The organism is Pseudomonas sp. 7P_10.2_Bac1, from assembly GCF_025465935.1.
GTDB lineage: Bacteria > Pseudomonadota > Gammaproteobacteria > Pseudomonadales > Pseudomonadaceae > Aquipseudomonas.
The window spans coordinates 43,277-65,975 of the sequence record NZ_JANLNV010000058.1 but is presented as its reverse complement, the minus strand read 5'-3'; the positions used below and the strand labels follow the sequence as shown (position 1 = coordinate 65,975).

Below are 22,699 nucleotides of genomic sequence, written 5' to 3'. Positions count from 1 at the left end.
CTCCTGCAGAAGAAAAATCAGTCTTCTTCTATGTCCAGCAACAGGTTTTCCAGCGCCTCGCGGTACTCTCCCGGCTCGCTCCACAGACCGCGTTGCTGGGCTTCCAGCAAGCGCTCGGTCATGTCGCGCAACGCGTGGGGGTTATGTTGCCGGACGAAATCACGGGTGTCGGGGTCCAGCAAATACGCATCTGCCAGCAATGCGTACTGGTGGTCTTCGATCAACTGGGTGGTCGCGTCAAACGCAAAGAGGTTGTCGAGGGTCGCGGCCATCTCGAACGCGCCTTTATAGCCGTGACGTTTAACCCCTTCAATCCATTTGGGATTGGCCGCACGGGAGCGGATCACCCGGTTCAACTCTTCCTTGAGAGTACGCACCTTGGGCAAGTCCGGCTGGCTGTGATCGCCATGATAGCTGGCCGCCGTAGTACCGCTCAGGCTCTCAACCGCTGCCAGCATGCCGCCCTGGAACTGGTAATAGTCGTTGGAATCAAGCAGGTCGTGCTCGCGGTTATCCTGGTTCTGCACCACCGCCTGCACCTGGCTCAAGCGCTGCGCGAACTGCTCGCGGGCGGCCGTGCCTTCATCCGCCCCGCCATAGGCGTATCCCCCCCAATTAAGGTAGACCTCGGCCAAGTCCTCGCGGCTTTGCCACAAGCGTCCATCAATCGCATTTTGTACCCCGGCCCCATAGGCACCAGGCTTGGCACCGAAAATACGCCAGCCGGCCTGACGCGCAGCTGTTTCTGGGGCCAGACCGTCACGCTCCAACTGCTCGCGTTCGCTGCGCACTTTAGCCGCCAGCGGATTCAGATCATCCGGTTCATCCAGCGCAGCGACGGCCTGTACAGCCGCGTCGAACAGACGGATCAGGTTGGCAAAGGCATCGCGGAAGAACCCCGAAACCCGCAAGGTCACGTCTACCCGAGGGCGGTCGAGCAGGCTAATCGGCAAAATCTCGAAGTCATCGACTCGCTGGCTGCCTGTGGCCCAGACCGGGCGAACACCCATCAATGCCATGGCCTGGGCAATGTCATCCCCGCCGGTGCGCATCGTGGCCGTGCCCCACACTGACAAGCCCAGTTGGCGCAAGTGATCGCCATGGTCTTGCAGATGACGCTCCAAAATCAGGTTCGCAGACTGAAAGCCGATACGCCACGCGGTAGTTGTGGGCAGGTTGCGCACGTCAACGGAAAAGAAGTTACGCCCGGTGGGCAGAACATCCAGCCGCCCGCGACTCGGAGCGCCACTTGGCCCGGCAGGAACAAAACGCCCGTTGAGAGCGTCCAGCAAACCTTGCATTTCCGCCGGCCCGCAGGCGTCCAGACGCGGCGCCACTACGTCCAGCAAGGCCTCGACAATGGCACCAACTTCGCCCCACTGCTCGCCATCTGGCAATTGCAAAACGCCGTCCAGTGCCTGCTCGATTAACTGGGCAGCGAACAATTCAAGACGTTCGCGGGCATCTCCAGCAGTGCGCCACAGCGCCTCGCTGACGGCTTGTAGTGCCGGCGGCTGACGTTGAGTCCAGGGTTCGGCCAGCGCACAATCCAGCGGATCAAACCCCAACTCAAAGGCTTTGGCCAACGCCCGCAGCAGGCTGGATTGAGCGCCACGGCCATCACCACGCGGGATACGCAGCAAGGCCAGCAAGGTATCGATGCGCAACCGCCCGTTGGGTGACTCACCGAAAATATGCAGGCCGTCGCGGATTTGCGACTCTTTGAGGTCGCACAGATAGGTATCCAGACGCGGCAGCCAAATAGCCGCATCTGCGTCGCTGTCGAGATTCTCGTCAAGCTGCAGTTCACGGTCGATGTGGGTGTCACGCACCAATTTGAGGATGTCGCGTTGCAGTTCCCGGGCACGGCGCGGGTCCAGCAATTGTGCTTCGTAATACTCATCGGCCAACAGTTCCAGATCCCGCAGCGGGCCGTAGGTTTCGGCGCGGGTCAGCGGCGGCATCAAGTGGTCGATGATCACCGCCTGGGTCCGCCGCTTGGCCTGCGCGCCCTCGCCCGGATCGTTGACGATAAATGGGTAAACATTGGGTAGCGGACCGAGAATCGCATCTGGCCAGCACTCTTCAGACAGACCGACGCCCTTGCCCGGCAACCATTCCAGATTGCCGTGTTTGCCCACATGCACCACGGCGTGAGCGCCATAGGTGTGGCGCAACCAGAAGTAAAAAGCCAGATACGCGTGCGGCGGCACCAGGTCCGGATCGTGATACACCGCGCTGGCATCCACCTGATAACCACGGGCGGGCTGGATGCCGATAAAGGTCAAACCAAAGCGCAGCCCGGCAATCATCATGCGGCCACTGCGGAACATCGGATCGTTTTGCGGCGTACCCCAGCGCTCGATCACGGCCTGACGATTGGCTTCGGGCAACTGATTGAACATCGCCCAGTACTCATCCAGCCCCAGACTCTGATGGCATGGCCGTAGATCAAGGCTGTCCAGATCATTACTGACTCCGCCCAACAGCGCCTGAATCAACGCAGTGCCAGAATCAGGCAGTACATCTTCAAGGGGGTAACCCTGGGCTTGCAGGGCGCGCAAAATATTCAGTGCCGCCGCCGGGGTGTCGAGGCCCACACCATTGCCGATTCGCCCATCGCGGGTCGGGTAATTGGCAAGAATCAGGGCGATACGTTTTTGCGAGTTGGGAATACGGGCCAATTCGACCCAGCGCCGTGCCAGGTCGGCGACAAAGTCCATACGCTCGGGTTGGGCGCGGTAGCACACTACGTCTGACTGGCTGCGCTCGCTGCGCCAAGCCAGATCTTTGAAGCTGATGGGACGACTGATGATTCGCCCATCCAGCTCGGGCAAGGCAATGTGCATCGCTAAATCGCGCGGGCCCAGGCCTTGCTCGCTGTCGCGCCAGCCGGGCTCATTGTCTTGAGCACAGATAGCCTGAATCACCGGGATATTGCGCCGGAACGGACGCAGATGCGGCGCTTCCGGGCTGGACTGGGCAAAGCCGGTGGTATTCAGGATGATCCCGGCTTCTACCTCATCGAGCAGGTCTTGAACCACTGTCAGGCAGCCCGGCTCTTTAAGGCTGGCCACCGCCATCGGCAAAGGATTAAGCCCGGCCGCCTGTAAACGCTGGCAAAACACATCGACAAACGCGGTATTGGCCGCCTGCAAGTGCGAGCGATAGAACAGCAATGCCGCCACCGGCTGTCCGGGCTGCCAATCGGCCTGCCAGTGGGCAAGGTCGGCGTTGACGTGCTGCGGGTGATAAATCGCCGTGCGCGGCAAGGTCTGCGGCTCGCCCCACGGGTAATCTCGGCCCAACCAGAGGCTGGCCAGGCAACGATAGAGCTGCAGCGCGTTTGCCCGCCCGCCCTGGCGCAAAAAGTGCCACAGGCGCTCGGCATGTTCGGCGGGCACGGTGCTCAATGCGCTGAGTTCCGGGTCGGGACGATCATCCCCCGGCACTAGGATCAGGGTCACGCCGCGCTCGGCCAGTTGCATCAGGCGTTCAATGCCGTAGCGCCAATAGCCAATCCCGCCATGCAACGACAGCAGGATCACTTTGGCGTGTTGCAGCACTTGATCGACATACAGGTCGACCGAGCCATGGTTTTGCACCTGCATCGGGTTGGCCAGACGCAGGCTTGGATAATCTTCAGGCAACTGCTGCGCGGCGTCCGCGAGCAGTGCCAGGCTTGAATCACCGCTGCACAGGATCACCAGCTCGGCGGGTGTCTGGCCCAAGTCGGCAATGTTGTCGTCCGATACAAAGCCACCGGGCTGGGTCCTGAGCAAATGCATGGTTTATGCACCCAACGCTTGGCGCAGGCTGGACTCGAGCAAGGCGGCGTCCAGGTCCTGACCGATCAATACCAGCTTGGTGGTACGGGCTTCGTCGCTGCCCCAGGCACGGTCAAAGTGTTTGTCAAAGCGCGTCCCAACACCCTGAATCAGCAGGCGCATCGGCTTGCCCGGGATCGCGGCAAAGCCTTTGACCCGCAGGATGTCATGCTTGACCACAAGCGCAGTGAGCGCATCCAGCAACAGACGCTCTTCTGCTTGCGGCAGCTCGATGGAGATCGAGTCAAAGGCGTCGTGGTCGTGATCGTCGTGGTCATCATCGCCATCATGGTGATGGTCGTGATGGCTGTGGCGGCTGTCGATATGGTCTTCAGAACCGGCACCCAGGCCCAGCAGCACGTCCAGCGGCAGGCGCCCGCTGCTGGCTTCGATGATTTTGACGGCTGGTGGCAGTTCTTCGGCAACTTCGGCACGGACCTTGGCCAAGTCTTCAGGCTTGATCAGGTCGGTTTTATTGAGGATTACCAAGTCTGCACTGGCCAGTTGGTCAGCAAACAGTTCGTGCAGCGGCGATTCGTGGTCAAGGTTCGGGTCGAGTTTGCGCTGGGCGTCAACCTGATCCGGGAATGCTGCGAAGGTGCCGCGTGCCACCGCTGGGCTATCGACTACGGTAATCACGGCGTCGACGGTGCAGGCGCTGCGGATTTCTGGCCACTGGAAGGCCTGGACTAACGGCTTTGGCAGCGCCAGGCCCGAGGTTTCAATCAGGATGTGGTCGATGTCGCCACGACGGGCAACCAGCTCACGCATCACCGGGAAAAACTCTTCCTGCACGGTGCAGCACAGGCAACCATTGGCCAGCTCGTAGACGCGGCCGTTGGCTTCTTCTTCGGTGCAACCGATAGAACATTGCTTGAGGATTTCACCGTCGATGCCCAGCTCACCGAACTCGTTGACGATCACCGCAATACGACGACCTTGAGCGTTGTCCAGCATATGGCGCAGCAAGGTGGTTTTGCCCGAGCCGAGAAAGCCGGTAACGATAGTGACGGGGGTTTTGGCCAGTGTTTTCATCGGATGCCCTTTGGCAAAGCGGCGGGCATACGGGACGAGAACCGCCCGGTGTGTGCGGTTACTCTTCGCCACCGGATCACCCCGCCCGGTTGAAGTAAGAATCTGGTACGAGGCAGGTCTCCTGGCTCACGGCTGGAAGTCTGCGCCAGGCTGACCTCTGCCCTGCGCCTTCCCGCTGAATCAGCAGTGGCCTGGCAGGGTTATTGACCGTTTACAGTTGCGGGGGCAGCCGCGGCATACCGCGTTCCCGTCTTAGCTTCGCAGTGCGAAGAACCTCGAACGTGCAAGGCTACGCAGTGCGTTGTAACAGGTCAATGTCGAGGTACGTATCCAGCACACGCTGCCATCGCTCGGCCCCACAAACGAATTGGCCTTAAACAACCGACTGCGCGACAATCAGCGCTTTTTCAGCCCGCCTGCTTCAAGGATCTCCCATGCCGTTGTCCCGCCCTACCCGCGTCCTGATTATTGGTTACGTGTGGCCCGAGCCACTCTCCTCCGCAGCGGGCGGGCACATGATGCAAATCATCGAGAGCTTTTTGCAGGCAGGCTGGCAGATTACATTCAGCAGCCCCGCCGGGATTGGTGAACACAAGGCCGATCTGGCAGCGCTGGGCATTGATGAGGTCACGATCGAGCTCAATAACAGCAGCTTCGATGCCTTTATCAGCGATCTGGCTCCGGATATCGTACTGTTTGACCGTTTCATGATGGAGGAGCAGTTCGGCTGGCGAGTCGAGAAACACTGCCCCAATGCCTTGCGGGTACTCGAAACCTCCGACTTGCAAAGCCTGCGTGACGCCCGCCAGCAACAGCTCAAGGCGTATCTCAAGGACAACACTGAGCAGGAGGACTTCAGCCCGCTGTTCGCCCCTTCCCCCGTGCAAACCTTCGAGCACATGGCCGATGCCGACCTGGCCCAACGGGAAATTGCCGCGATTTACCGCAGTGATTTAAATCTGATGATCTCCGAGTACGAGATTGATCTGCTGGTCGAGCAGTTCCATGTGCCCAAGGCCTTGCTGCATTGGTGCCCGCTAATGGTCGAAAGCGTCCCGGACGCCTTCGTGCCTTTTGAACAGCGCCAGCACTTCCTGAGCATCGGTAACTTCCGGCATGCGCCCAACTGGGACGCGGTGTTATGGATGAAAACCCATATCTGGCCGTTGATCCGCCAGCAACTGCCCGAGGCGCAATTACACGTTTATGGCGCTTACACCCCGCCCAAGGCCACTGCACTGCACAACCCCAAGCAAGGCTTTCACGTGTTGAACTGGGCCGAAGACGCGCTGGCGGTGATGAGCAATGCCCGTATCTGTCTAGCGCCCCTGCGCTTCGGTGCCGGGATCAAAGGCAAGATTGCCGACGCCATGCTCTGCGGTACGCCCAACGTGACCACTCCGATCGGCGCCGAAGGCATGCACGGCGAACTGCCGTGGGCCGGCGCCATTGCCCAGAGCGCCAGCGCCATTGCTGCCGCAGCCGTCGAGTTGTACCAGAACCCACAAGCCTGGCTCCAGGCGCAACACAATGGGCAAACTTTACTGCAAGCCCGCTACTTGCAGCGCGAGCATGGCCCGGCGCTGGTGCAGCGCATCAACGCCTGCCTTGCCGGGCTAGAGCAGCACCGACGCAATAACTTCACCGGCGCCATGCTGCGTCACCACCAGCACAAAAGCACCCAGTACATGTCGCAGTGGATCGAGGCGAAAAACCGCGTCTAAGGTTTGCCCCATATGCTGAGCAGTGCAGTGCTGAAAGAAGCCTCGAGTACCCGGTTGCCATGGCCGCTCAGGTGATTTGAGTCAAAAAACAGCGGCAACTGGCTAACGTCAAACGCAGAGCAAAGCGAATCGGGGCATAACAGCGGGAACGGGTCCCATACGTACAAGTTGGAATACTCGCGCTGCAGGTGCCCCAACAGGCGCATTTGTGGGGCACGCAGTTGTTCCAGTACGTCGCGATTGATGGTCAGGCCCGCGGCACAGATCGGATTCATATGGTTGAACCAATCCGAACAACGGTTCGCGGGGGCTTTGAATATCGGTTTGGGGGCGTCGATCAATACGTTCAGGCCCGCGGCTTGCAGACGGGCTAACAGCGTCTCGGCTGAGTGCCGAGCGGCAAGACTGCGGCCTGGTGTCTGCTCACCAAGGATCTCGCTCACCATCGCGTCGTCCCCAAGGGCCCAGTTGCGCCCCTGAAGCTGGGGCATTCGCAAAGACGCCAGCAACACAATGTCGCCAGGTTTCGCCTGCGCTTGCAGGTGTTTCAAGTCAGCTTCGCGGCGCGAGGCACAGCCCGCCGGATCAGCAGTCATCAAGTTGACTACGCCACAACCGCCCTGCTCGTACTCAATGATCTTGATCCCCAGCTTGAGGGATGCCCACTTAAGTAATGTCCGATAGCCCGCCGTGTGCGAATCACCGATCACGAACAACTGGCGCCCGGACAGATTTGGATGGCTGACGGGCTCAACTGGCTCTCGGGGAAAGTGCTTGTAGGCGTACCAGGTGTAGCTGTCGCGTGTCTGGCTCAGTGACAGGCGCTCAGTGTGTTGACTGATCCACCAAGCGCAGCCACCGAACGCCACGATTGCGGCGAGGCTCACTATCACAGTTGCCCAGGCACGCCTTTGCCAGAAGCTTTGGCCAGACCGTAACGGTGTTTCGATAAAGCGATAAGTAGCGGCGGCCAGTGCAAATACCACCGCTGGATACAGCCATTGCACGATCAACCATTCAGCCCCCACGGTCCATCGCACAAACACCAGCACCGGCCAATGCCACAGGTAAAGCGAATAAGACAAACGACCGATGTATGTAAGCCACGGGGCTTGCAGTAAGCGTTGCCCCACCGCGCCATAACCTTCTGCGGGCAATACCACGGCCGCGATGCTCAATAGCGCTCCGGCCACCGTGATCATCGCCCACGGAAACGGAAAGCCTTTGGCCTCCGCAAACAGAAAACCCACCACCAGCAACCCGAAGCCGCAACCCAGCAGCCCGTTGGCTACGAGCTTGGAGCGAATGGCGCCGTGTCGTTCTGCAACGGCCTGGAATAACAAAGCCCCTGCCGCCAATTCCCAAAAGCGCCCCGTGAGCAAGTAAAAGGCAGATAGCTGATCGGTATGGGTCTGCCAGGCGCTGACTGCCAATGAGCCGCCAGCTATTGCCGGCAACAGCGCCCATACCAGTTGGGTGCGCGCCCTGAAACGTAGCCAGATGAGGTAAAGCGCAGGAAAAACCAGATAAAACTGCTCTTCAACTCCCAAGGACCAAGTGTGCACATACGGGTTAAGGGCATTACCAGGAGCAAAGTAGCTGTCGGTGACCGAGGCCAGCAGCACATTGCTTACGCCCAGGAAGGCTGCCAACCCAGTGTTGTGGATTTGATCACTGAGCCAGAACTGCGGCACAAACAAGGCGCCAAGCAAAAAGCTGACTAACAGCACCACCAGCAGCGCCGGCAAGATCCGTAAAAACCGGCGGCGGTAAAAGTCCATTAAAAAGCCGGGGAAGTCGGCGTGGCTACGCTGGCTCAGGGACTGACTGATCACATACCCGGAAATCACGAAAAACAGATCGACTCCGGTAAATCCTCCGGGAAGAAAGTCCAGGTAATCGGCATGAAAAATAATGACCGCCAGCACCGCAATTGCGCGTAGACCGTCTATTGCGGGGATGTAAGCACGCAGAGGCTCACGCATGGTTGGTTTCCTTGTCGGAGGTCAGTAGCACGCAGCGAAACTAACCTTCCAACCCGGATGAGCGCCGTAATCACAATCCCTTTTATGCGTAGGACGCAGATCTAATGAACGTCCCTCAATGCGATTTCTCCTCGCGCCTACGTAACAAGTACGTATCCATGATCCAGCCTTTTCGCTGTCGGGCGGCCTCACGGACCTGCTTGATCTGTTCGCAGACATCCTCCAGCTTGCCTGCGATCAACAGTTCGTCCGCAGTGCCGATGTAAGCGCCCCAATAGATATCGAGGTTTTCCTGCACAAACGCCTGAAACGCACAGTGGGCATCCAGCATCACCACCACGTTGTCCAGGTCATCGGCCACCAGACGGCGCCCGGTGGTGATACGAATGGGCTGTCCAATACCGTTCAACGGCACCCGATGCCGGGCGGCCAGGGCTTGCACACTGCTGATACCGGGGATCACTTCGTAGTCGAAGGGGCTGCAGCCATTGGCCCGGACCCGCTCCAAAATACGCAAGGTACTGTCATACAACCCTGGCTCCCCCCACAGCAGAAAGGCTGCGCACTCACCGTCAGCCATTTCATGTTCAATCAGGCGGGTAAATAGGTCGGCGCGTTGTTCATGCCAGTCTTCGACGCCCTGAATGTACGAAAGCGTTGTGCTATCACGCTGCGGATCGCTGACCTGAACCACCCGGTACCCAGGCTCGCGGATGTAACGCTCACAGATTTCCAGACGCAGACGCACCAGATCGTCTGTGGTCTGGCCCTTGTCCAGCACAAAAAACACGGAAGCGCGATTCAGTGCGTTAATCGCCTGCACGGTCAAGTGCTCCGGATCACCGGCCCCGATGCCGATCAAAAGCAGTGTTTTCATGGTGTGTTATCCCGCAGAAATATCACCGTTGCTGGTAGGAAAGTTGATAAGGCGGCATGATCAGCCGACAACACCTCTAACAAGCGCGAAATCATGACACGACTCGCCAGAGCTACCGACCCTTCTTACGAATTGATGGACGACCATAACGGGCTGTCGATTATTTATCGACAGCATGGTTTCCCCTGCCCCCTGGTTCGCTGGCATTTCCACAAGGAATACGAACTGCACCTGATTATGGCCAGCAGTGGCAAGGTGTTTGTCGGCGACTATATCGGCAATTTTTACCCGCAAACGCTGTTTCTGACCGGACCCAATCTTCCGCACAACTGGATCAGCCAGGTCGCCGAGGATGAAGTGGTGCCTTTGCGCGACATGCTGGTGAATTTCACCGATGAGATGTTGGAAAACGCCAGTTCAGTATTTGCCGAGCTTAAAACCCTGACGCCAATGCTTGAGCGTGCACAGTACGGCATCGAGTTTCGCTGCAAGAACACCCTGCGCCGGGCGGTCGACCTGATGCAGGCCATTGCCGATTCCACGGGCACCACCCGCCTGGGGCATTTTTTGATCCTGCTGCAATTGCTGGCTGACTGCGATGATTACCAGTTGTTGTCCGGGGTGACAGCTGGGCACCTGGCCGACGAACACACCATCGACCGCACCAACCGTGCCGTGGATTATATTTTTACTCACTACGGCCGCGAGCTGACGCTCGAAGAAGTAGCCGCTTACATGGGCATGAAACCCACCTATTTCTCCCGGGTGTTCAAGCAGGCCACTGGGCGGTGCTTTATTGAATTTGTGAACCGCCTGCGCATCAGTAAGTCGTGCGAGTTGCTGGCCGATGGTGAAAAAGCCGTCACCGATGTCTGTTTTGAGTCTGGATTCAACAATATTTCCAACTTCAATCGGCGCTTTCAGCAGCTCAAAGGGATGACTCCATCACACTACAGGCGCCTTGCCGTCCAACGTTTGACCGAGCAAAACCTGCCGGTGCTGAGCGAACGTTTGCGCAGTGCAAAATAGTATCGGTTGCAGTGTTGCCAAAGCTTTGTCACGACGGTGATTGAGGGCTGTAATCAGCCCACGTGCGGGGCTCTAGACCCGCAGTTATAAAAACAATAACCGTCCTTCAAACGCCGCAAGGCCGATGAAGAGGAGTGCTCAATGAATATTCCTGTCAAAGCGTTCTGTGTGGCGACTTGCATGACCCTCAGCGGCATTGCCCTGGGCGCGCAGACCCTGACCATCGCCACGGTCAACAACAGCGACATGATCCGCATGCAAAAGCTCTCGAAAACCTTCGAAAGCGAGCACCCCGACATCAAGCTCAACTGGGTGGTCCTGGAAGAGAACGTCCTGCGCCAACGCCTGACGACCGACATCGCAACCCAGGGTGGGCAATTCGACGTGCTGACCATCGGCATGTACGAAGCTGCACTGTGGGGCGCCAAGGGCTGGCTCGAACCCATGACCGATCTGCCTGCCGCTTATGCAATTGAAGACGTGTTCCCGTCGGTACGCGACGGCCTGTCAGTGAATGGCACGCTCTACGCCCTGCCGTTCTACGCTGAAAGCTCCATGACTTACTACCGTACCGACCTGTTCAAGGACGCCGGGCTGACCATGCCTGAGCACCCGACCTGGGAACAGATCGCCGAGTTTGCCAAAAAGCTCAACAAGCCCGACCAGGAACAGTACGGCATTTGCCTGAGGGGCAAAGCCGGCTGGGGCGAGAACATGGCCTTGATCGGTACGCTTGCCAACGCCTACGGTGCGCGCTGGTTCGATGAGAAATGGCAACCGGAATTCACCGGCCCCGAGTGGAAGAACGCCTTGAACTTCTACGTCAACACGATGAAAGAGTCAGGCCCGCCGGGCGCCACCAGCAACGGTTTCAACGAGAACCTGGCGCTGTTCAACAGTGGTAAATGCGCGATTTGGGTGGATGCCAGCGTCGCTGGATCGTTTGTCACCGACAAGACCCAGAGCAAAGTCGCTGATCATGTCGGCTTTACCTTTGCCCCGCACCAAGTCACCGACAAAGGCAGTGCATGGCTGTATTCCTGGGCGCTGGCCATCCCAACCAGCTCTAAAGCCAAAGACGCCGCAAAAACCTTCAGCACATGGGCAACCTCAAAAGAGTACGCCGCATTAGTCGCTGATAAAGACGGCATTGCCAATGTGCCGCCAGGCACACGCAATTCGACCTACACCGATGCTTATCTAAAGGCCGCTCCATTTGCCAGCATCACACTGGAGTCGCTGAAAACCGCCAACCCTAAAGACCCGACCCTCAAGCCGGTGCCTTATGTGGGCATTCAGTTGGTGACGATCCCTGAGTTCCAGGCCATCGGCACGCAGGTGGGCAAGTTGTTCTCGGCGGCGTTGATTGGCCAGACCACGGTGGATCAAGCCCTGGCGGCAGCGCAACAGACCACCGAGCGCGAAATGAAACGCGCGGGTTATCCAAAGTAAGCCTACGTGCCCTGCAGGAGCGAGCTTGCCTCGCGATCTTTTAGAAGGTCAAAAGATCGCGCGACGAACTCGCTCTTACAGTAGATCGACCCGCTCAATTTCAGGTGCTTTCCATGACGACTTCGACTGTTACGACAGCCATCGACGCCTCGCCACCGGCGCGTAAATCCCGATTGCTGAACCCCGGCTGGTTTCTCGTCTCACCGTCAGTGGCACTGTTGCTACTGTGGATGATCGTGCCGCTGGGCATGACGCTGTACTTTTCACTGATCCGCTACAACTTGCTGTACCCCGGTGAAAACCAGTTTGTGGGGCTGGAAAACTTCACCTACTTCCTGACCGATTCGGGCTTCTTGCCCGGCGCCACCAATACCTTGCTGCTGGTGGGCAGCGTGTTGCTGATCAGCGTGGTGTTTGGCGTATTGATCAGTGCCCTGCTGGAGGCCACGGATTTCCTGGGCCGCGGCATTGTCAGGGTGTTGCTGATTTCGCCATTTTTCATCATGCCCACCGTCGGCGCGTTGATCTGGAAGAACCTGATTTTCCATCCCGTGTCCGGAATTCTGGCAGCGGTGTGGAAACTCTTCGGCGCCCAGCCCGTGGATTGGCTGGCGCACTACCCGCTGCTGTCGATCATCATCATTGTGTCGTGGCAATGGTTGCCCTTCGCGATCCTGATCCTCATGACCGCCATGCAGTCACTGGACCAGGAGCAAAAGGAAGCCGCCCGCCTGGATGGCGCCGGGCCAATTGCGATTTTCTGGCACCTCACCTTGCCGCACCTGGCCCGCCCGATTGCTGTGGTGGTGATGATTGAAACCATCTTCCTGCTGTCGGTGTTCGCCGAGATTTTTACCACCACCAACGGCGGCCCCGGCTACGCCTCCACCAACCTCGCGTACCTGATCTACAACCAGGCGCTGGTGCAGTTTGACGTCGGCATGGCCTCGGCCGGCGGGTTGATCGCCGTGGTCATTGCCAACATCGCCGCCATCATTCTGGTGCGCATGCTGGGCAAAAACCTGACAGACAAGTCGTGAGGATCCGCTGATGACACTTCAACAAACCCGCCGCCTGCAAAGCGTGCTGCTCGGCACCCTGGCCTGGGCCATCGCGATCCTGATTTTCTTTCCGATTTTCTGGATGGTGCTGACCAGCTTCAAGACCGAACTCGACGCGTTTGCCACGCCGCCGCAATTTATCTTCACCCCCACGCTGGAGAACTACCTGCACATTGAACAGCGCAGTGGTTACTTTCACTTTGCCTGGAACTCGGTGGTGATCTCATTCACCGCCACCGCCCTGTGCATGTTGATTGCGGTCCCGGCAGCCTACTCGATGGCGTTCTATGAAACCCAGCGCACCAAAGGCACGTTGTTGTGGATGCTCTCCACCAAAATGCTGCCGCCGGTGGGCGTGCTGATGCCGATCTACCTGCTGGCCAAGACTTTCGGCCTGCTCGACACCCGTGTTGCGCTGATCATTATCTACACCCTGATCAACCTGCCGATCGTGGTCTGGATGATCTACACCTACTTCAAGGACATCCCCAAGGACATCCTCGAAGCCGCCCGTCTCGACGGTGCCACGCTGTGGCAAGAGGTGGTTCGTGTCTTGCTGCCCATCAGCAAGGGGGGTCTGGCATCCACCCTGTTGCTGTCTCTGATCCTGTGCTGGAACGAGGCCTTCTGGTCGTTAAACCTGACGTCCTCCAGCGCTGCCCCGCTGACCGCGTTGATCGCCTCTTACTCAAGCCCTGAAGGGTTGTTCTGGGCCAAATTGTCAGCGGTCTCGACATTGGCCTGTGCGCCGATCCTGATTTTCGGCTGGATCAGCCAGAAGCAATTGGTGCGCGGTTTGTCTTTCGGCGCCGTTAAATAACAACAATGACTGGAGGCCCATCATGGCCCACCTGAAAATCAAGAATTTGCAAAAAGGCTTCGAAGGACTCTCAATCATCAAGGGCATTGACCTTGAGGTGAATGACCGTGAATTCGTGGTGTTTGTCGGGCCGTCAGGCTGCGGTAAGTCCACCCTGCTAAGGCTGATTGCCGGGCTGGAAGAAGTCACCGGCGGGACCATTGCCCTGGACGGGCGAGATATTACCGAGGTCAGCCCGGCCAAGCGCGACCTGGCAATGGTGTTCCAGACCTACGCGCTGTACCCGCACATGACCGTGCGCAAGAACATGTCATTTGCACTGGATCTGGCGGGCGTACCCAAGGCTGAGGTCGAGAAAAAGGTCAACGAAGCGGCGCGCATCCTCGAACTGGGGCCCCTGCTCGAACGCAAACCCAAACAGTTGTCCGGCGGCCAGCGTCAACGCGTAGCGATTGGCCGGGCGATTGTGCGCAACCCCAAGATCTTCCTGTTTGACGAACCCTTGTCGAACCTCGATGCAGCGCTGCGGGTGCAAATGCGCCTGGAACTGGCGCGTCTGCATCAGGAGCTCAAGGCAACCATGATTTACGTCACGCACGATCAAGTTGAGGCCATGACCCTGGCCGACAAAGTAGTAGTGCTCAACGCAGGCAAAATCGAACAGGTCGGCTCGCCGCTGGAGTTGTACCACCACCCGGTCAACCTGTTTGTCGCAGGTTTCCTCGGCACGCCGAAAATGGGCTTTTTGAAAGGCAAGATCAGCCGTCTCGACAGCCAAAGCTGCGAAGTCTCGCTGGATGCGGGCACGCGCGTTCAACTGCCATTAAGCGGCCCTTCGCTGAGCCTGGGCAGTGAGGTGACGCTGGGCATTCGCCCCGAACACCTGAACCTGGCGAAGCCCGGCGAGTGCACTCTGACCGTCACGGCCGATGTCGGTGAACGGCTGGGCAGTGACACCTATTGCCACGTAGTGACCGCCTGCGGTGAGCCCCTGACCATGCGGATTCGCGGCGATATGGCGAGCCAGTACGGCGAACAACTGCACCTGCATCTGAACAGTGAACACTGCCATTTATTTGATGCCCAAGGACTGGCCATTAGCCGTTCCTTGCGCGCTGCTGCCTGACATTGACGCGCTTTTTTTGAGATCGCACCCATGAAATTGAACCGTCGCAACCTCGACAATCTAACCCCAAAAGTAGCCAAACCTACCTACCTGGCCAGCGATACGCAGCACGGCATCGCACACATAGGGGTCGGCGGCTTCCATCGCGCGCACCAGGCGTTTTACACCGACGCGCTGATGGATCAGGGACGCGATCTGGACTGGAGTATCTGTGGCATCGGGCTGCGCCCGGAAGACCGCAAAGTACGTGATGACCTGGCGGGCCAGGACTACCTCTATACCTTGTTTGAACTGGGCGACAGTGACGACACGCAAAGCCGCATCATCGGGTCGATCAGCGATATGTTGTTGGCCGAAGACAGCATTCAAGCAGTGCTCGACAAACTGGCCAGCCCGCAAATTCGTATTGTTTCGCTGACCATCACCGAGGGCGGCTACTGCATCGACGACAGCAACGGCGAGTTCATGGCCTCGTTGCCGCAAATCCAGCAGGATCTGGCCAACCCAGAAGCACCACGCACGGTGTTTGGCGTATTGTGTGCGGCCCTCGCCCTGCGCCGTGCCAACAACACCCCGCCGTTCACCGTGATGTCCTGCGATAACCTGCCGCATAACGGCAACGTCGCCCGCAAAGCCCTGCTGGCGTTTGCCGCCCTAAGCAACCCGCAATTGCACGACTGGATCGCCGCTAACGTCAGCTTCCCCAATGCGATGGTCGACCGCATCACCCCCATGACCAGCAACGCTCACCGCTTGCAACTGCATGACCAACTGGGCATCGACGATGCCTGGCCGGTGGTGTGCGAGCCGTTCATCCAATGGGTGCTGGAAGACAAGTTCGGCAACGGTCGCCCGGCCTGGGAAACGGTGGGCGTGCAGCTCACCAGCGACGTCACGCCCTATGAAGAGATGAAAATCAAACTGCTCAACGGCAGCCACCTGGCGCTGACCTATCTGGGCTTTTTGAAGGGTTATCGCTTTGTCCACGACACCATGAACGACCCATTGTTTGTGGCGTACATGCGCGCCTACATGGACAAAGACGTCACCCCGCAACTGGCCCCCGTGCCGGGCATTGACCTCACGGTCTACAAAAACACGCTGGTGGAGCGGTTCTCCAATCAGGCGATTGCCGACCAATTGGAGCGTGTGTGCTCTGACGGCTCGTCGAAATTCCCCAAGTTCACCGTACCGACCATCAATCGCTTGATTGCCGACGGTGGGGAGTTGAAGCGTGCCGCCTTGGTAGTCGCGGCTTGGGCGTTGTACCTCAATGGCGTTGATGAAACCGGCCAGACGTACGCGATTCCGGATCCACGGGCGCAGTTCTGTCAGGCGCTGGTGGCTGATGATGAGCTCATCGTGCAGCGTTTGCTGGGGGTAGAGGAGATTTTTGGCACGGCGATCCCGCAATCCGCGCAATTCGTGGCGGCGTTTGAGTGGTGCCTGAACAGTCTGCGTGACGTGGGGGTTAGCGGAACACTGGAGAGGTTGACGCAGTTGTAAGAGCGCCCTCACCTCAGCCCACTGCCAACGGGAGAGGGAGCTGATCGCTGGTGCTGCATCTATCTGCTTTGACCTTTAGTCCCCTCTCCCTCCGGGAGAGGCGTGATGAGGGGCTTTTGATTTAAGGCTGCTTATAAATGGACCATATATACCTAGGCATTGATTGCGGCACTCAAGGCACCAAAGCCCTGATTCTCGACAGCCTCACCGGCCAGGTGCTCGGGCTGGGTGCCGCCCCCCATACCTTGATTCAGGGCGAACACGGCCGCCGCGAGCAAGACACCGAACAATGGCTGCACGCCTTGCACGTCGCCACCCGCCAGGCCTTGGACAACGCTGGCATCAGCGGCCAGCAGATTCAGGGCATCGGTGTCAGCGGGCAACAGCACGGGCTGGTATTGCTGGACGCTGACGGTAACGTCCTGCGCCCGGCCAAGCTGTGGTGCGACACCGAATCCAGTGGCGAAAACCAGCAACTGCTCGACTGGATGGGCGGCCACTCAGGCTCGTTGGAGCGCTTGGGGTTAGTGATTGCGCCGGGCTATACCGTGTCCAAACTGCTGTGGACCCGCACCCACCATCCACAGGTGCTGGAACAGGCCGCGCACATTCTGTTGCCCCATGACTATCTGAATTTCTGGCTGACGGGCCGCTATTGCAGTGAGTTTGGTGATGCCTCCGGCACCGGGTATTTCAACGTGCGCACCCGCCAGTGGGACCTCGACATCCTGAGCCATATCGATCCCAGTGGGCGCCTGGAGCACGCATTGCCCGAGCTGATCGAGCCCCAACAGCCGGTCGGTACATTGCGCCCGCATGTGGCACAACTGCTGGGGATCAATCCCGATGCCGTAGTGTCCTGCGGAGGCGGCGACAACATGCTGGGCGCCATCGGCACAGGCAACATCACCCCGGGGATCATCACCATGAGCCTTGGTTCGTCGGGCACTGTGTATGCGTTCAATGCGCAGCCGCAGGTCAGCCCGGATGCCTCGGTGGCCAGTTTCTGCTCTTCAAGCGGCGGTTGGTTGCCCTTGATTTGCACCCTCAACCTGACCAACGCCACCGGTGCCGTGCGCGAGTTGCTGGGCCTGTCCCTCGAGGCGTTCAATCACTTGGCCGGCACGGCGCCCATCGGCGCCGACGGTGTCAGCATGCTGCCGTTTTTGAACGGTGAACGCGTACCAGCCCTGCCCGACGCCACGGGCAGTTTTCAAGGGCTGACCCTGACCAACATGACCCAGGCCAACGTGTGCCGGGCTGCGCTCGAAGGCACCACCTTCGGTCTGCGTTATGGCCTTGATCTGTTGCGCCGCAACGGCTTGCAAAGCCAGGCCATTCGCCTGGTGGGCGGCGGCTCGAAAAGCGCGCTCTGGCGCCAGATCGTTGCCGACATCATGAACACCCCGGTGGTCTGCACCGAGCAAAGCGAAGCCGCCGCATTAGGGGCGGCGATTCAGGCTGCGTGGTGCGCAAACCCCGCGACCGAGACCCTTGAGGCGTTGTGTGAACGCTGTGTACGGCTCGACTTGAGCAGCCAGGCACAGCCCGACGCAGCGCATGTTGCCGCCTATGAACAGGCCTACCAGCGCTACCGAGAACAGGTAGACGCCTTAACCGAGTGAGATTTATGTATCTGGTATGCGGTGAAGCGTTATTTGATTTTTTCGCCCAGACGGACGACAGCGAGCACGCCAACACCCTCGGCTTTAGTGCCATTGCCGCAGGCTCGCCTTTCAACGTGGCCGTGGGCTTGCGTCGACTGGGCATCGAAGCCGGGCTGTTTGCCGGGCTCTCGACGGACTATCTGGGCAAGCGCCTGAAACAGGTGCTGCAGGCCGAAGGCGTGGCTGAGCAGTATTGGCATGAGATCGATGCCCCCACCACGCTGGCCATGGTCGCCCTGGATGCCAACGGGGTGCCCAACTACAGCTTCAGGGGTGAAGGTTGTGCCGACCGACAGTTACGGGCGCAGCACCTGCCGACACTGGGGCCTGAAGTGCGCGGTTTGCACGTGGGGTCATTTTCGTTGGTGGTACAGCCAATTGCCGATACGTTGCTAACCCTGGTGCAACGTGAAAGCGGCAAACGCCTGATCACACTCGACCCGAATGTGCGGCTCAATCCTGAACCGAATATCGAGGTGTGGCGTCAGCGAATCAATCAACTGATTCCCTATGCAGACCTGATCAAAGTCAGTGATGAAGACCTTGAGCTGCTGTATCCCGGACAAGACCCGCAACAGATTGCGCAATCCTGGTTGAGCCAGCGCTGTCAGTTGGTCTTTTTGACCCGGGGTGCCCAGGGCGCGAGTGTATTCAGTCGCGAACACGGGCAATACTCAGTGCCTGCGCAGCCGGTGCAAGTGGCCGACACCGTGGGGGCCGGTGACACCTTCCAGGCTGCGGTCATCGCTTGGCTGACCGAGCAGCAACTGGATTCAATTGAGGGTCTGCAGCAGTTGAGCAAAGCGGACATCGGCGCCCTGCTCGATTTTGCCTGTCGCGCAGCAGCGCTAACCTGTAGCAAGACCGGACCGGATTTGCCGTATAGGCAGCAACTGAATTAACCCGCCCCCTCCCTGTGGGAGCGAGCTTGCTCGCGATCTTTGAGAGATCGCGAACAAGCTTGGTGGTTACCAGATTGACAGGGGATAACCGACGATCACCCGCGTTTCATCAACGTCACGGGCGAATTTGGAGTAGTTGGTGCGATAGGTCGCGTTACGCAGGCGCACGCTGACGTTTTTGAACGTGCCGCTTTGCACCACGTATTTCAGCTCGCTGTCGCGCTCCCACTCTTTGCCTTCTGCATTGCGGCCCACCACCTTGATGTTGTCGCCATTGACGTAGCGGGTCATGAACGACAAGCCGTCGATGCCCATGGCTTTGAAGTCGTAGTCGTAACGCAGTTGCCACGAGCGCTCTTGGGCGTTGGCAAAATCGTTGACCTGCACGTAGTTGACCAGATACGGGTTGGTGCCATCCAGGTAGGGCATGGATGTTTTGCCGTTCAAGGTCTGCCAGCCAGCGGCCAATTTGTGCCCGCCCAACGCGTAGGACAACATCGCACCCACGGCGCTGTTGTCGATGTTCCCGGCTTTGGATGAGCCGGCGTCAGTGCTTTTCAGCAAACGCACATCCGCGCCCAACACGCCCGGCCCTACTGGCTGCTTGGCCAACAGCCCAATGAAGTGCTGACGGTAAATGTCTTCCAGCTCAGCGTAGTGATACTGCGCTGTCAGGTGCTCGTTAACCTTGTAATCCAGGCCATACATCGTGAAATGGTCAGCGGTGGTGTTGCAGGCAAAGCGCTTGTTCTTGCAGTTCAGGCGCAGACGCTGGGAGTCGGTAGAATCCCGCGCGGTATACCGGTCCAGACGCGAAGCCATGAACGTGAGGTCTTTGATTTCCCGGGATTCAAGCATCGCTCCGTTGAAGATGTTTGGCAGCAGACGCCCATCGTTGTACTTGAGCAACGGCAGGTCCGGCAGCAAGGTGCCGTACTTGAGCACGGTCTGGGATATGCGCATTTTTGCGGTCAGGCCACCTTTGGCGTACTCATCTTTGGAACGACGCGGGTCACTGCCGGTCGAAGGCAGCAGGCCGCTGTTGCTGTTGGCCGGGCTGGAGTCCAGTTTGATGCCGAGCATGCCCAGCGCATCGAGGCCAAAGCCAACAGTGCCTTCGGTGTAGCCCGATTGCAGGTTGAGGATAAAGCCTTGCGCGGTCTCGTCACGCTTGGAAGCGCCTTGCGGACTTGAGCTGCTGCCATCGCGAAAGTCACGGTTGAAGTACATCGTGCGCGACTCCAGTGAGCCGCTGCTGTCTTCAAAAAAACCTCCGGCCTGGGCCTGAGCCGCAAAACCGGCACAAACGGCCAGCGCACTCATGCGCGCCATGCGGTTTTGTTTCAACGATGAAAAAGGATGAACCATGTACAAGCTCCAGCAGCGAATCTTTCGCACAACAAAAACAAGGGAAGGCGCACCTGCGGTGGAATACCGAAGCGAGTCCATTGCGTTTAAAAAAGGGGCGCAATTGTACGAAAGGCTATGCTGGACACTCATTCGACCTTAGTCGCACGCTCAAGATCGGGCTTCTCAAGATCATTAATAGCCTTTAGCCGCTATCCAGCATTAAATACACCTCTTTCAGTTTCACACTCGGGACTTTTCCATGAGCGCCGTTTTTTCAGACCGCCAACTCGCGGCGTTGGCACGCAGCCCTTTGGGCCCTGTCACTGACTGGCCACACAGCCTGCGCACCAGTGCGCAAATGGTCATGCACTCCCCCATGCCGATGTTGCTGCTGTGGGGAGATGAGTTGACACAACTGTACAACGACAGTTTTGCGGCCTTGGCGGGGAACAAACACCCGGCCGGTTTTGCCCAGCCAGTGCATTTCAGCTGGCCTGAATACGCGGAGTTCAGTCGCCCCGTGATTGCCGCGGTACAGGCGGGTCAAAGTCGTTCGTATCTGGATCAGTACTTTCTCTACCCGGACCACAAACACGCCACCGAACTGTGGTTGGATCTGACTTTCAGCCCCATACATGACGAACAGGCCAATGTGGCGGGCATCCTGATGACGGCGGTAAAGACTTCACGTCGCAGGCGCACCGCAATCAAGCTGCGGCAACGCTCGCTGGCCAGTCGCAAGGCGCAGCATGACACCGAGGAACGTTTGCAACTGGCACTGACCGCCACCAATGGCGTCGGCACCTGGGACTGGAATATCGATCAGGATCTGTTCGTGACCGATAGCCGTTTCGCACAAATGCACGGCATCGAACCACAACTGTCCGGGCAACTGCCGATTACTGCCTATTTGCAGGGTGTACACCCTGAAGACCGTGGGCTGCTGACCCGCTCGATCAAAGACTGTGTATTGAGCAACGGCGAGTACGCCCAGGAATACCGTCTGCAGAACCTGGACGGCAAGGTACGCTGGATTTTCGCCCGGGGTCGGTGTTTTTCGGGTGGTCCGGGCAGCGTTCAGCGCTTTATGGGCGCGGCGCTGGACATTACCGAGCGCAAAAAAACCGAACAGGCTTTGCTCAATCTCAATGAAACCCTTGAAGAACGCGTGGCTCAACGCACCCAGGCCTTGGCCGAGGCCAACGTGCAACTGCAGCGCGAAATGCAAGAACGGGAACGCGCCGAAGAGGCCTTGCGCCACGCACAAAAAATGGAGGCCGTCGGCCAGTTGACCGGCGGGATCGCCCACGACTTCAACAATATGCTCACCGGAATTCTCGGCAGCCTGGACTTGATGAAGCGCTACATAGCCGCGGGGCGCATCACGGAAGTGGGCCGGTTCACCGATGCCGCCGTGTCTTCGGCGCAACGCGCGGCGGCGCTGACCCATCGTCTGCTGGCTTTTTCTCGCCGCCAGTCACTGGACCGCAGGCCGCTGGACCCCAACCAACTGGTGAGTTCGCTCCAAGCACTGTTCAGCAGTACCAAAGGCGCCCTCATCGACTTGCGTGTCGAGTTGGGCGACGACATCTGGGCGGTCAATACCGACAGCGGGCAACTGGAAAGCGCCCTGCTCAACCTGATCATCAATGCCCGCGATGCCATGCCCGACGGGGGTGAACTGGTGGTCAAAACCGCCAATGCCTACCTCACCGATAGCCATACCAGCACCCTGGAACCCATCAAGGCTGGCGAATATGTGATGTTTGAGGTCAGCGACAATGGCTCGGGCATGACGCCGCAAATACTGTCCAAGGCCTTTGATCCCTTCTTCACCACCAAGCCGGTGGGCCAAGGTACAGGGCTGGGGCTGTCGATGATTTACGGGTTTGCGCAACAGTCCGGCGGGCATGTGAGCATTATCAGTGAAAGTGGGAGCGGCACCCGGGTGCGTTTGCACTTGCCGCGCTACCAGGACAAAACTCAGGCATAATCCGCGCCCTCGAAAAATGCTCCACAGTTGCAAGGTATAGGTCTTATGAAAGCTCAAGCTCGCCATATTCTGGTGAAAACCGCCGAAGAAGCCGAGTCGCTCAAGCAGCGCATCGCCAAAGGCGAAGCCTTCGATGTGTTGGCCAAAAAGTTCTCTACGTGCCCGTCCGGCAAACGCGGGGGGGATTTGGGAGAGGTGCGTCCGGGGCAAATGGTGGGCGTGATTGATCAGATCATTTTCAAAAAGCCACTGCGGGTGGTGCATGGCCCGGTGAAGAGCAAGTTTGGGTACCACCTGGTGCAGGTGTTTTTCCGCGACTGATCCCTTGCCCACGAAGCGGCCAGA

General features: G+C 58.7%; 16 protein-coding genes and 1 riboswitch. Of the genes, 11 read left to right on the top strand and 5 right to left on the bottom strand.

The genetic code is table 11. The annotated features are described in order from the left end of the window. Positions 1-17: 17 nt before the first annotated feature. Both cobN and cobW read right to left on the bottom strand, forming a co-directional pair. On the bottom strand, positions 18-3,788 hold the full coding sequence (gene cobN, locus NTD86_RS10135) for a cobaltochelatase subunit CobN (RefSeq protein ID WP_262202066.1): 3,771 nt from the start codon (positions 3,786-3,788) through the stop codon (positions 18-20). Positions 3,789-3,791: 3 nt separating this feature from the next. Continuing rightward, on the bottom strand, positions 3,792-4,862 hold the full coding sequence (gene cobW, locus NTD86_RS10130; RefSeq protein WP_262202065.1) for a cobalamin biosynthesis protein CobW: 1,071 nt from the start codon (positions 4,860-4,862) through the stop codon (positions 3,792-3,794). Between the two features lie 93 nt (positions 4,863-4,955). Then, positions 4,956-5,155: riboswitch (cobalamin riboswitch) on the bottom strand. Positions 5,156-5,296: 141 nt separating this feature from the next. Between cobW and NTD86_RS10125 the strand changes: the two genes are divergently transcribed. Next, a complete protein-coding gene (locus NTD86_RS10125) occupies positions 5,297-6,586 on the top strand; it encodes a glycosyltransferase family 4 protein (RefSeq protein ID WP_262202064.1) in 1,290 nt (429 codons plus the stop codon). Here the strand turns inward: NTD86_RS10125 and NTD86_RS10120 are convergent. Both NTD86_RS10120 and cobF read right to left on the bottom strand, forming a co-directional pair. Continuing rightward, complete coding sequence (locus NTD86_RS10120) at positions 6,583-8,571, bottom strand: acyltransferase family protein (protein WP_262202063.1); 1,989 nt, start codon at positions 8,569-8,571, stop codon at positions 6,583-6,585. The genes NTD86_RS10125 and NTD86_RS10120 overlap by 4 nt on opposite strands. A gap of 115 nt (positions 8,572-8,686) precedes the next feature. Then, complete coding sequence (cobF, locus tag NTD86_RS10115; RefSeq protein ID WP_262202062.1) at positions 8,687-9,448, bottom strand: precorrin-6A synthase (deacetylating); 762 nt, start codon at positions 9,446-9,448, stop codon at positions 8,687-8,689. Between the two features lie 93 nt (positions 9,449-9,541). Here cobF and NTD86_RS10110 point away from each other — a divergent pair, with 93 nt between their 5' ends. The 8 genes from NTD86_RS10110 to NTD86_RS10075 all read left to right on the top strand — a co-directional run bounded on the left by NTD86_RS10110 (position 9,542) and on the right by NTD86_RS10075 (position 19,011). Further along, positions 9,542-10,477 (top strand): AraC family transcriptional regulator, encoded by a 936-nt coding sequence (locus tag NTD86_RS10110; RefSeq protein WP_262202061.1) that lies wholly within the window; start codon positions 9,542-9,544, stop codon positions 10,475-10,477. Positions 10,478-10,618: 141 nt separating this feature from the next. Beyond that, positions 10,619-11,929, top strand: a complete 1,311-nt coding sequence (locus tag NTD86_RS10105) for an ABC transporter substrate-binding protein (RefSeq protein ID WP_262202060.1) — start codon at positions 10,619-10,621, stop codon at positions 11,927-11,929. A gap of 113 nt (positions 11,930-12,042) precedes the next feature. Further along, complete coding sequence (locus NTD86_RS10100) at positions 12,043-12,969, top strand: carbohydrate ABC transporter permease (RefSeq protein WP_262202059.1); 927 nt, start codon at positions 12,043-12,045, stop codon at positions 12,967-12,969. A 7-nt stretch (positions 12,970-12,976) separates the two neighbouring features. Next, positions 12,977-13,810: a carbohydrate ABC transporter permease gene (locus NTD86_RS10095; RefSeq protein WP_262202280.1), complete on the top strand. Its 834-nt coding sequence runs from the start codon at positions 12,977-12,979 to the stop codon at positions 13,808-13,810. Between the two features lie 22 nt (positions 13,811-13,832). Next, positions 13,833-14,936 (top strand): ABC transporter ATP-binding protein, encoded by a 1,104-nt coding sequence (locus tag NTD86_RS10090; protein WP_262202058.1) that lies wholly within the window; start codon positions 13,833-13,835, stop codon positions 14,934-14,936. 30 nt (positions 14,937-14,966) lie between these two features. Then, positions 14,967-16,442, top strand: coding sequence for a mannitol dehydrogenase family protein (locus NTD86_RS10085; RefSeq protein WP_262202057.1), 1,476 nt, complete (start codon positions 14,967-14,969; stop codon positions 16,440-16,442). A gap of 137 nt (positions 16,443-16,579) precedes the next feature. After that, positions 16,580-18,067 (top strand): xylulokinase, encoded by a 1,488-nt coding sequence (gene xylB, locus NTD86_RS10080; RefSeq protein ID WP_262202056.1) that lies wholly within the window; start codon positions 16,580-16,582, stop codon positions 18,065-18,067. A 5-nt stretch (positions 18,068-18,072) separates the two neighbouring features. Beyond that, entirely contained in the window at positions 18,073-19,011 is a 939-nt protein-coding gene (locus NTD86_RS10075) for a carbohydrate kinase family protein (protein WP_262202055.1), read from the top strand. A 66-nt stretch (positions 19,012-19,077) separates the two neighbouring features. Here NTD86_RS10075 and NTD86_RS10070 read toward each other — a convergent pair whose 3' ends face one another. Further along, positions 19,078-20,379 carry an OprD family porin gene (locus tag NTD86_RS10070; RefSeq protein ID WP_262202054.1) on the bottom strand — a complete coding sequence of 434 codons (1,302 nt, stop codon included), beginning with the start codon at positions 20,377-20,379 and terminating at the stop codon, positions 19,078-19,080. Positions 20,380-20,620: 241 nt separating this feature from the next. Here NTD86_RS10070 and NTD86_RS10065 point away from each other — a divergent pair, with 241 nt between their 5' ends. Both NTD86_RS10065 and NTD86_RS10060 read left to right on the top strand, forming a co-directional pair. Then, positions 20,621-22,354, top strand: a complete 1,734-nt coding sequence (locus NTD86_RS10065; RefSeq protein ID WP_410016970.1) for an ATP-binding protein — start codon at positions 20,621-20,623, stop codon at positions 22,352-22,354. A gap of 45 nt (positions 22,355-22,399) precedes the next feature. Continuing rightward, on the top strand, positions 22,400-22,675 hold the full coding sequence (locus tag NTD86_RS10060) for a peptidylprolyl isomerase (RefSeq protein WP_047274612.1): 276 nt from the start codon (positions 22,400-22,402) through the stop codon (positions 22,673-22,675). Positions 22,676-22,699: the final 24 nt, after the last annotated feature.

What these genes read in the sequence shown, in the direction of transcription:
- cobN (WP_262202066.1), bottom strand. Translation starts at nt 3,788, where the DNA reads ATGCATTTGCTCAGGACCCAGCCCGGTGGCTTTGTATCGGACGACAAC.
- cobW (WP_262202065.1), bottom strand. Translation starts at nt 4,862, where the DNA reads ATGAAAACACTGGCCAAAACCCCCGTCACTATCGTTACCGGCTTTCTC.
- NTD86_RS10125 (WP_262202064.1), top strand. Translation starts at nt 5,297, where the DNA reads ATGCCGTTGTCCCGCCCTACCCGCGTCCTGATTATTGGTTACGTGTGG.
- NTD86_RS10120 (WP_262202063.1), bottom strand. Translation starts at nt 8,571, where the DNA reads ATGCGTGAGCCTCTGCGTGCTTACATCCCCGCAATAGACGGTCTACGC.
- cobF (WP_262202062.1), bottom strand. Translation starts at nt 9,448, where the DNA reads ATGAAAACACTGCTTTTGATCGGCATCGGGGCCGGTGATCCGGAGCAC.
- NTD86_RS10110 (WP_262202061.1), top strand. Translation starts at nt 9,542, where the DNA reads ATGACACGACTCGCCAGAGCTACCGACCCTTCTTACGAATTGATGGAC.
- NTD86_RS10105 (WP_262202060.1), top strand. Translation starts at nt 10,619, where the DNA reads ATGAATATTCCTGTCAAAGCGTTCTGTGTGGCGACTTGCATGACCCTC.
- NTD86_RS10100 (WP_262202059.1), top strand. Translation starts at nt 12,043, where the DNA reads ATGACGACTTCGACTGTTACGACAGCCATCGACGCCTCGCCACCGGCG.
- NTD86_RS10090 (WP_262202058.1), top strand. Translation starts at nt 13,833, where the DNA reads ATGGCCCACCTGAAAATCAAGAATTTGCAAAAAGGCTTCGAAGGACTC.
- NTD86_RS10085 (WP_262202057.1), top strand. Translation starts at nt 14,967, where the DNA reads ATGAAATTGAACCGTCGCAACCTCGACAATCTAACCCCAAAAGTAGCC.
- xylB (WP_262202056.1), top strand. Translation starts at nt 16,580, where the DNA reads ATGGACCATATATACCTAGGCATTGATTGCGGCACTCAAGGCACCAAA.
- NTD86_RS10075 (WP_262202055.1), top strand. Translation starts at nt 18,073, where the DNA reads ATGTATCTGGTATGCGGTGAAGCGTTATTTGATTTTTTCGCCCAGACG.
- NTD86_RS10070 (WP_262202054.1), bottom strand. Translation starts at nt 20,379, where the DNA reads ATGGTTCATCCTTTTTCATCGTTGAAACAAAACCGCATGGCGCGCATG.
- NTD86_RS10065 (WP_410016970.1), top strand. Translation starts at nt 20,621, where the DNA reads ATGAGCGCCGTTTTTTCAGACCGCCAACTCGCGGCGTTGGCACGCAGC.
- NTD86_RS10060 (WP_047274612.1), top strand. Translation starts at nt 22,400, where the DNA reads ATGAAAGCTCAAGCTCGCCATATTCTGGTGAAAACCGCCGAAGAAGCC.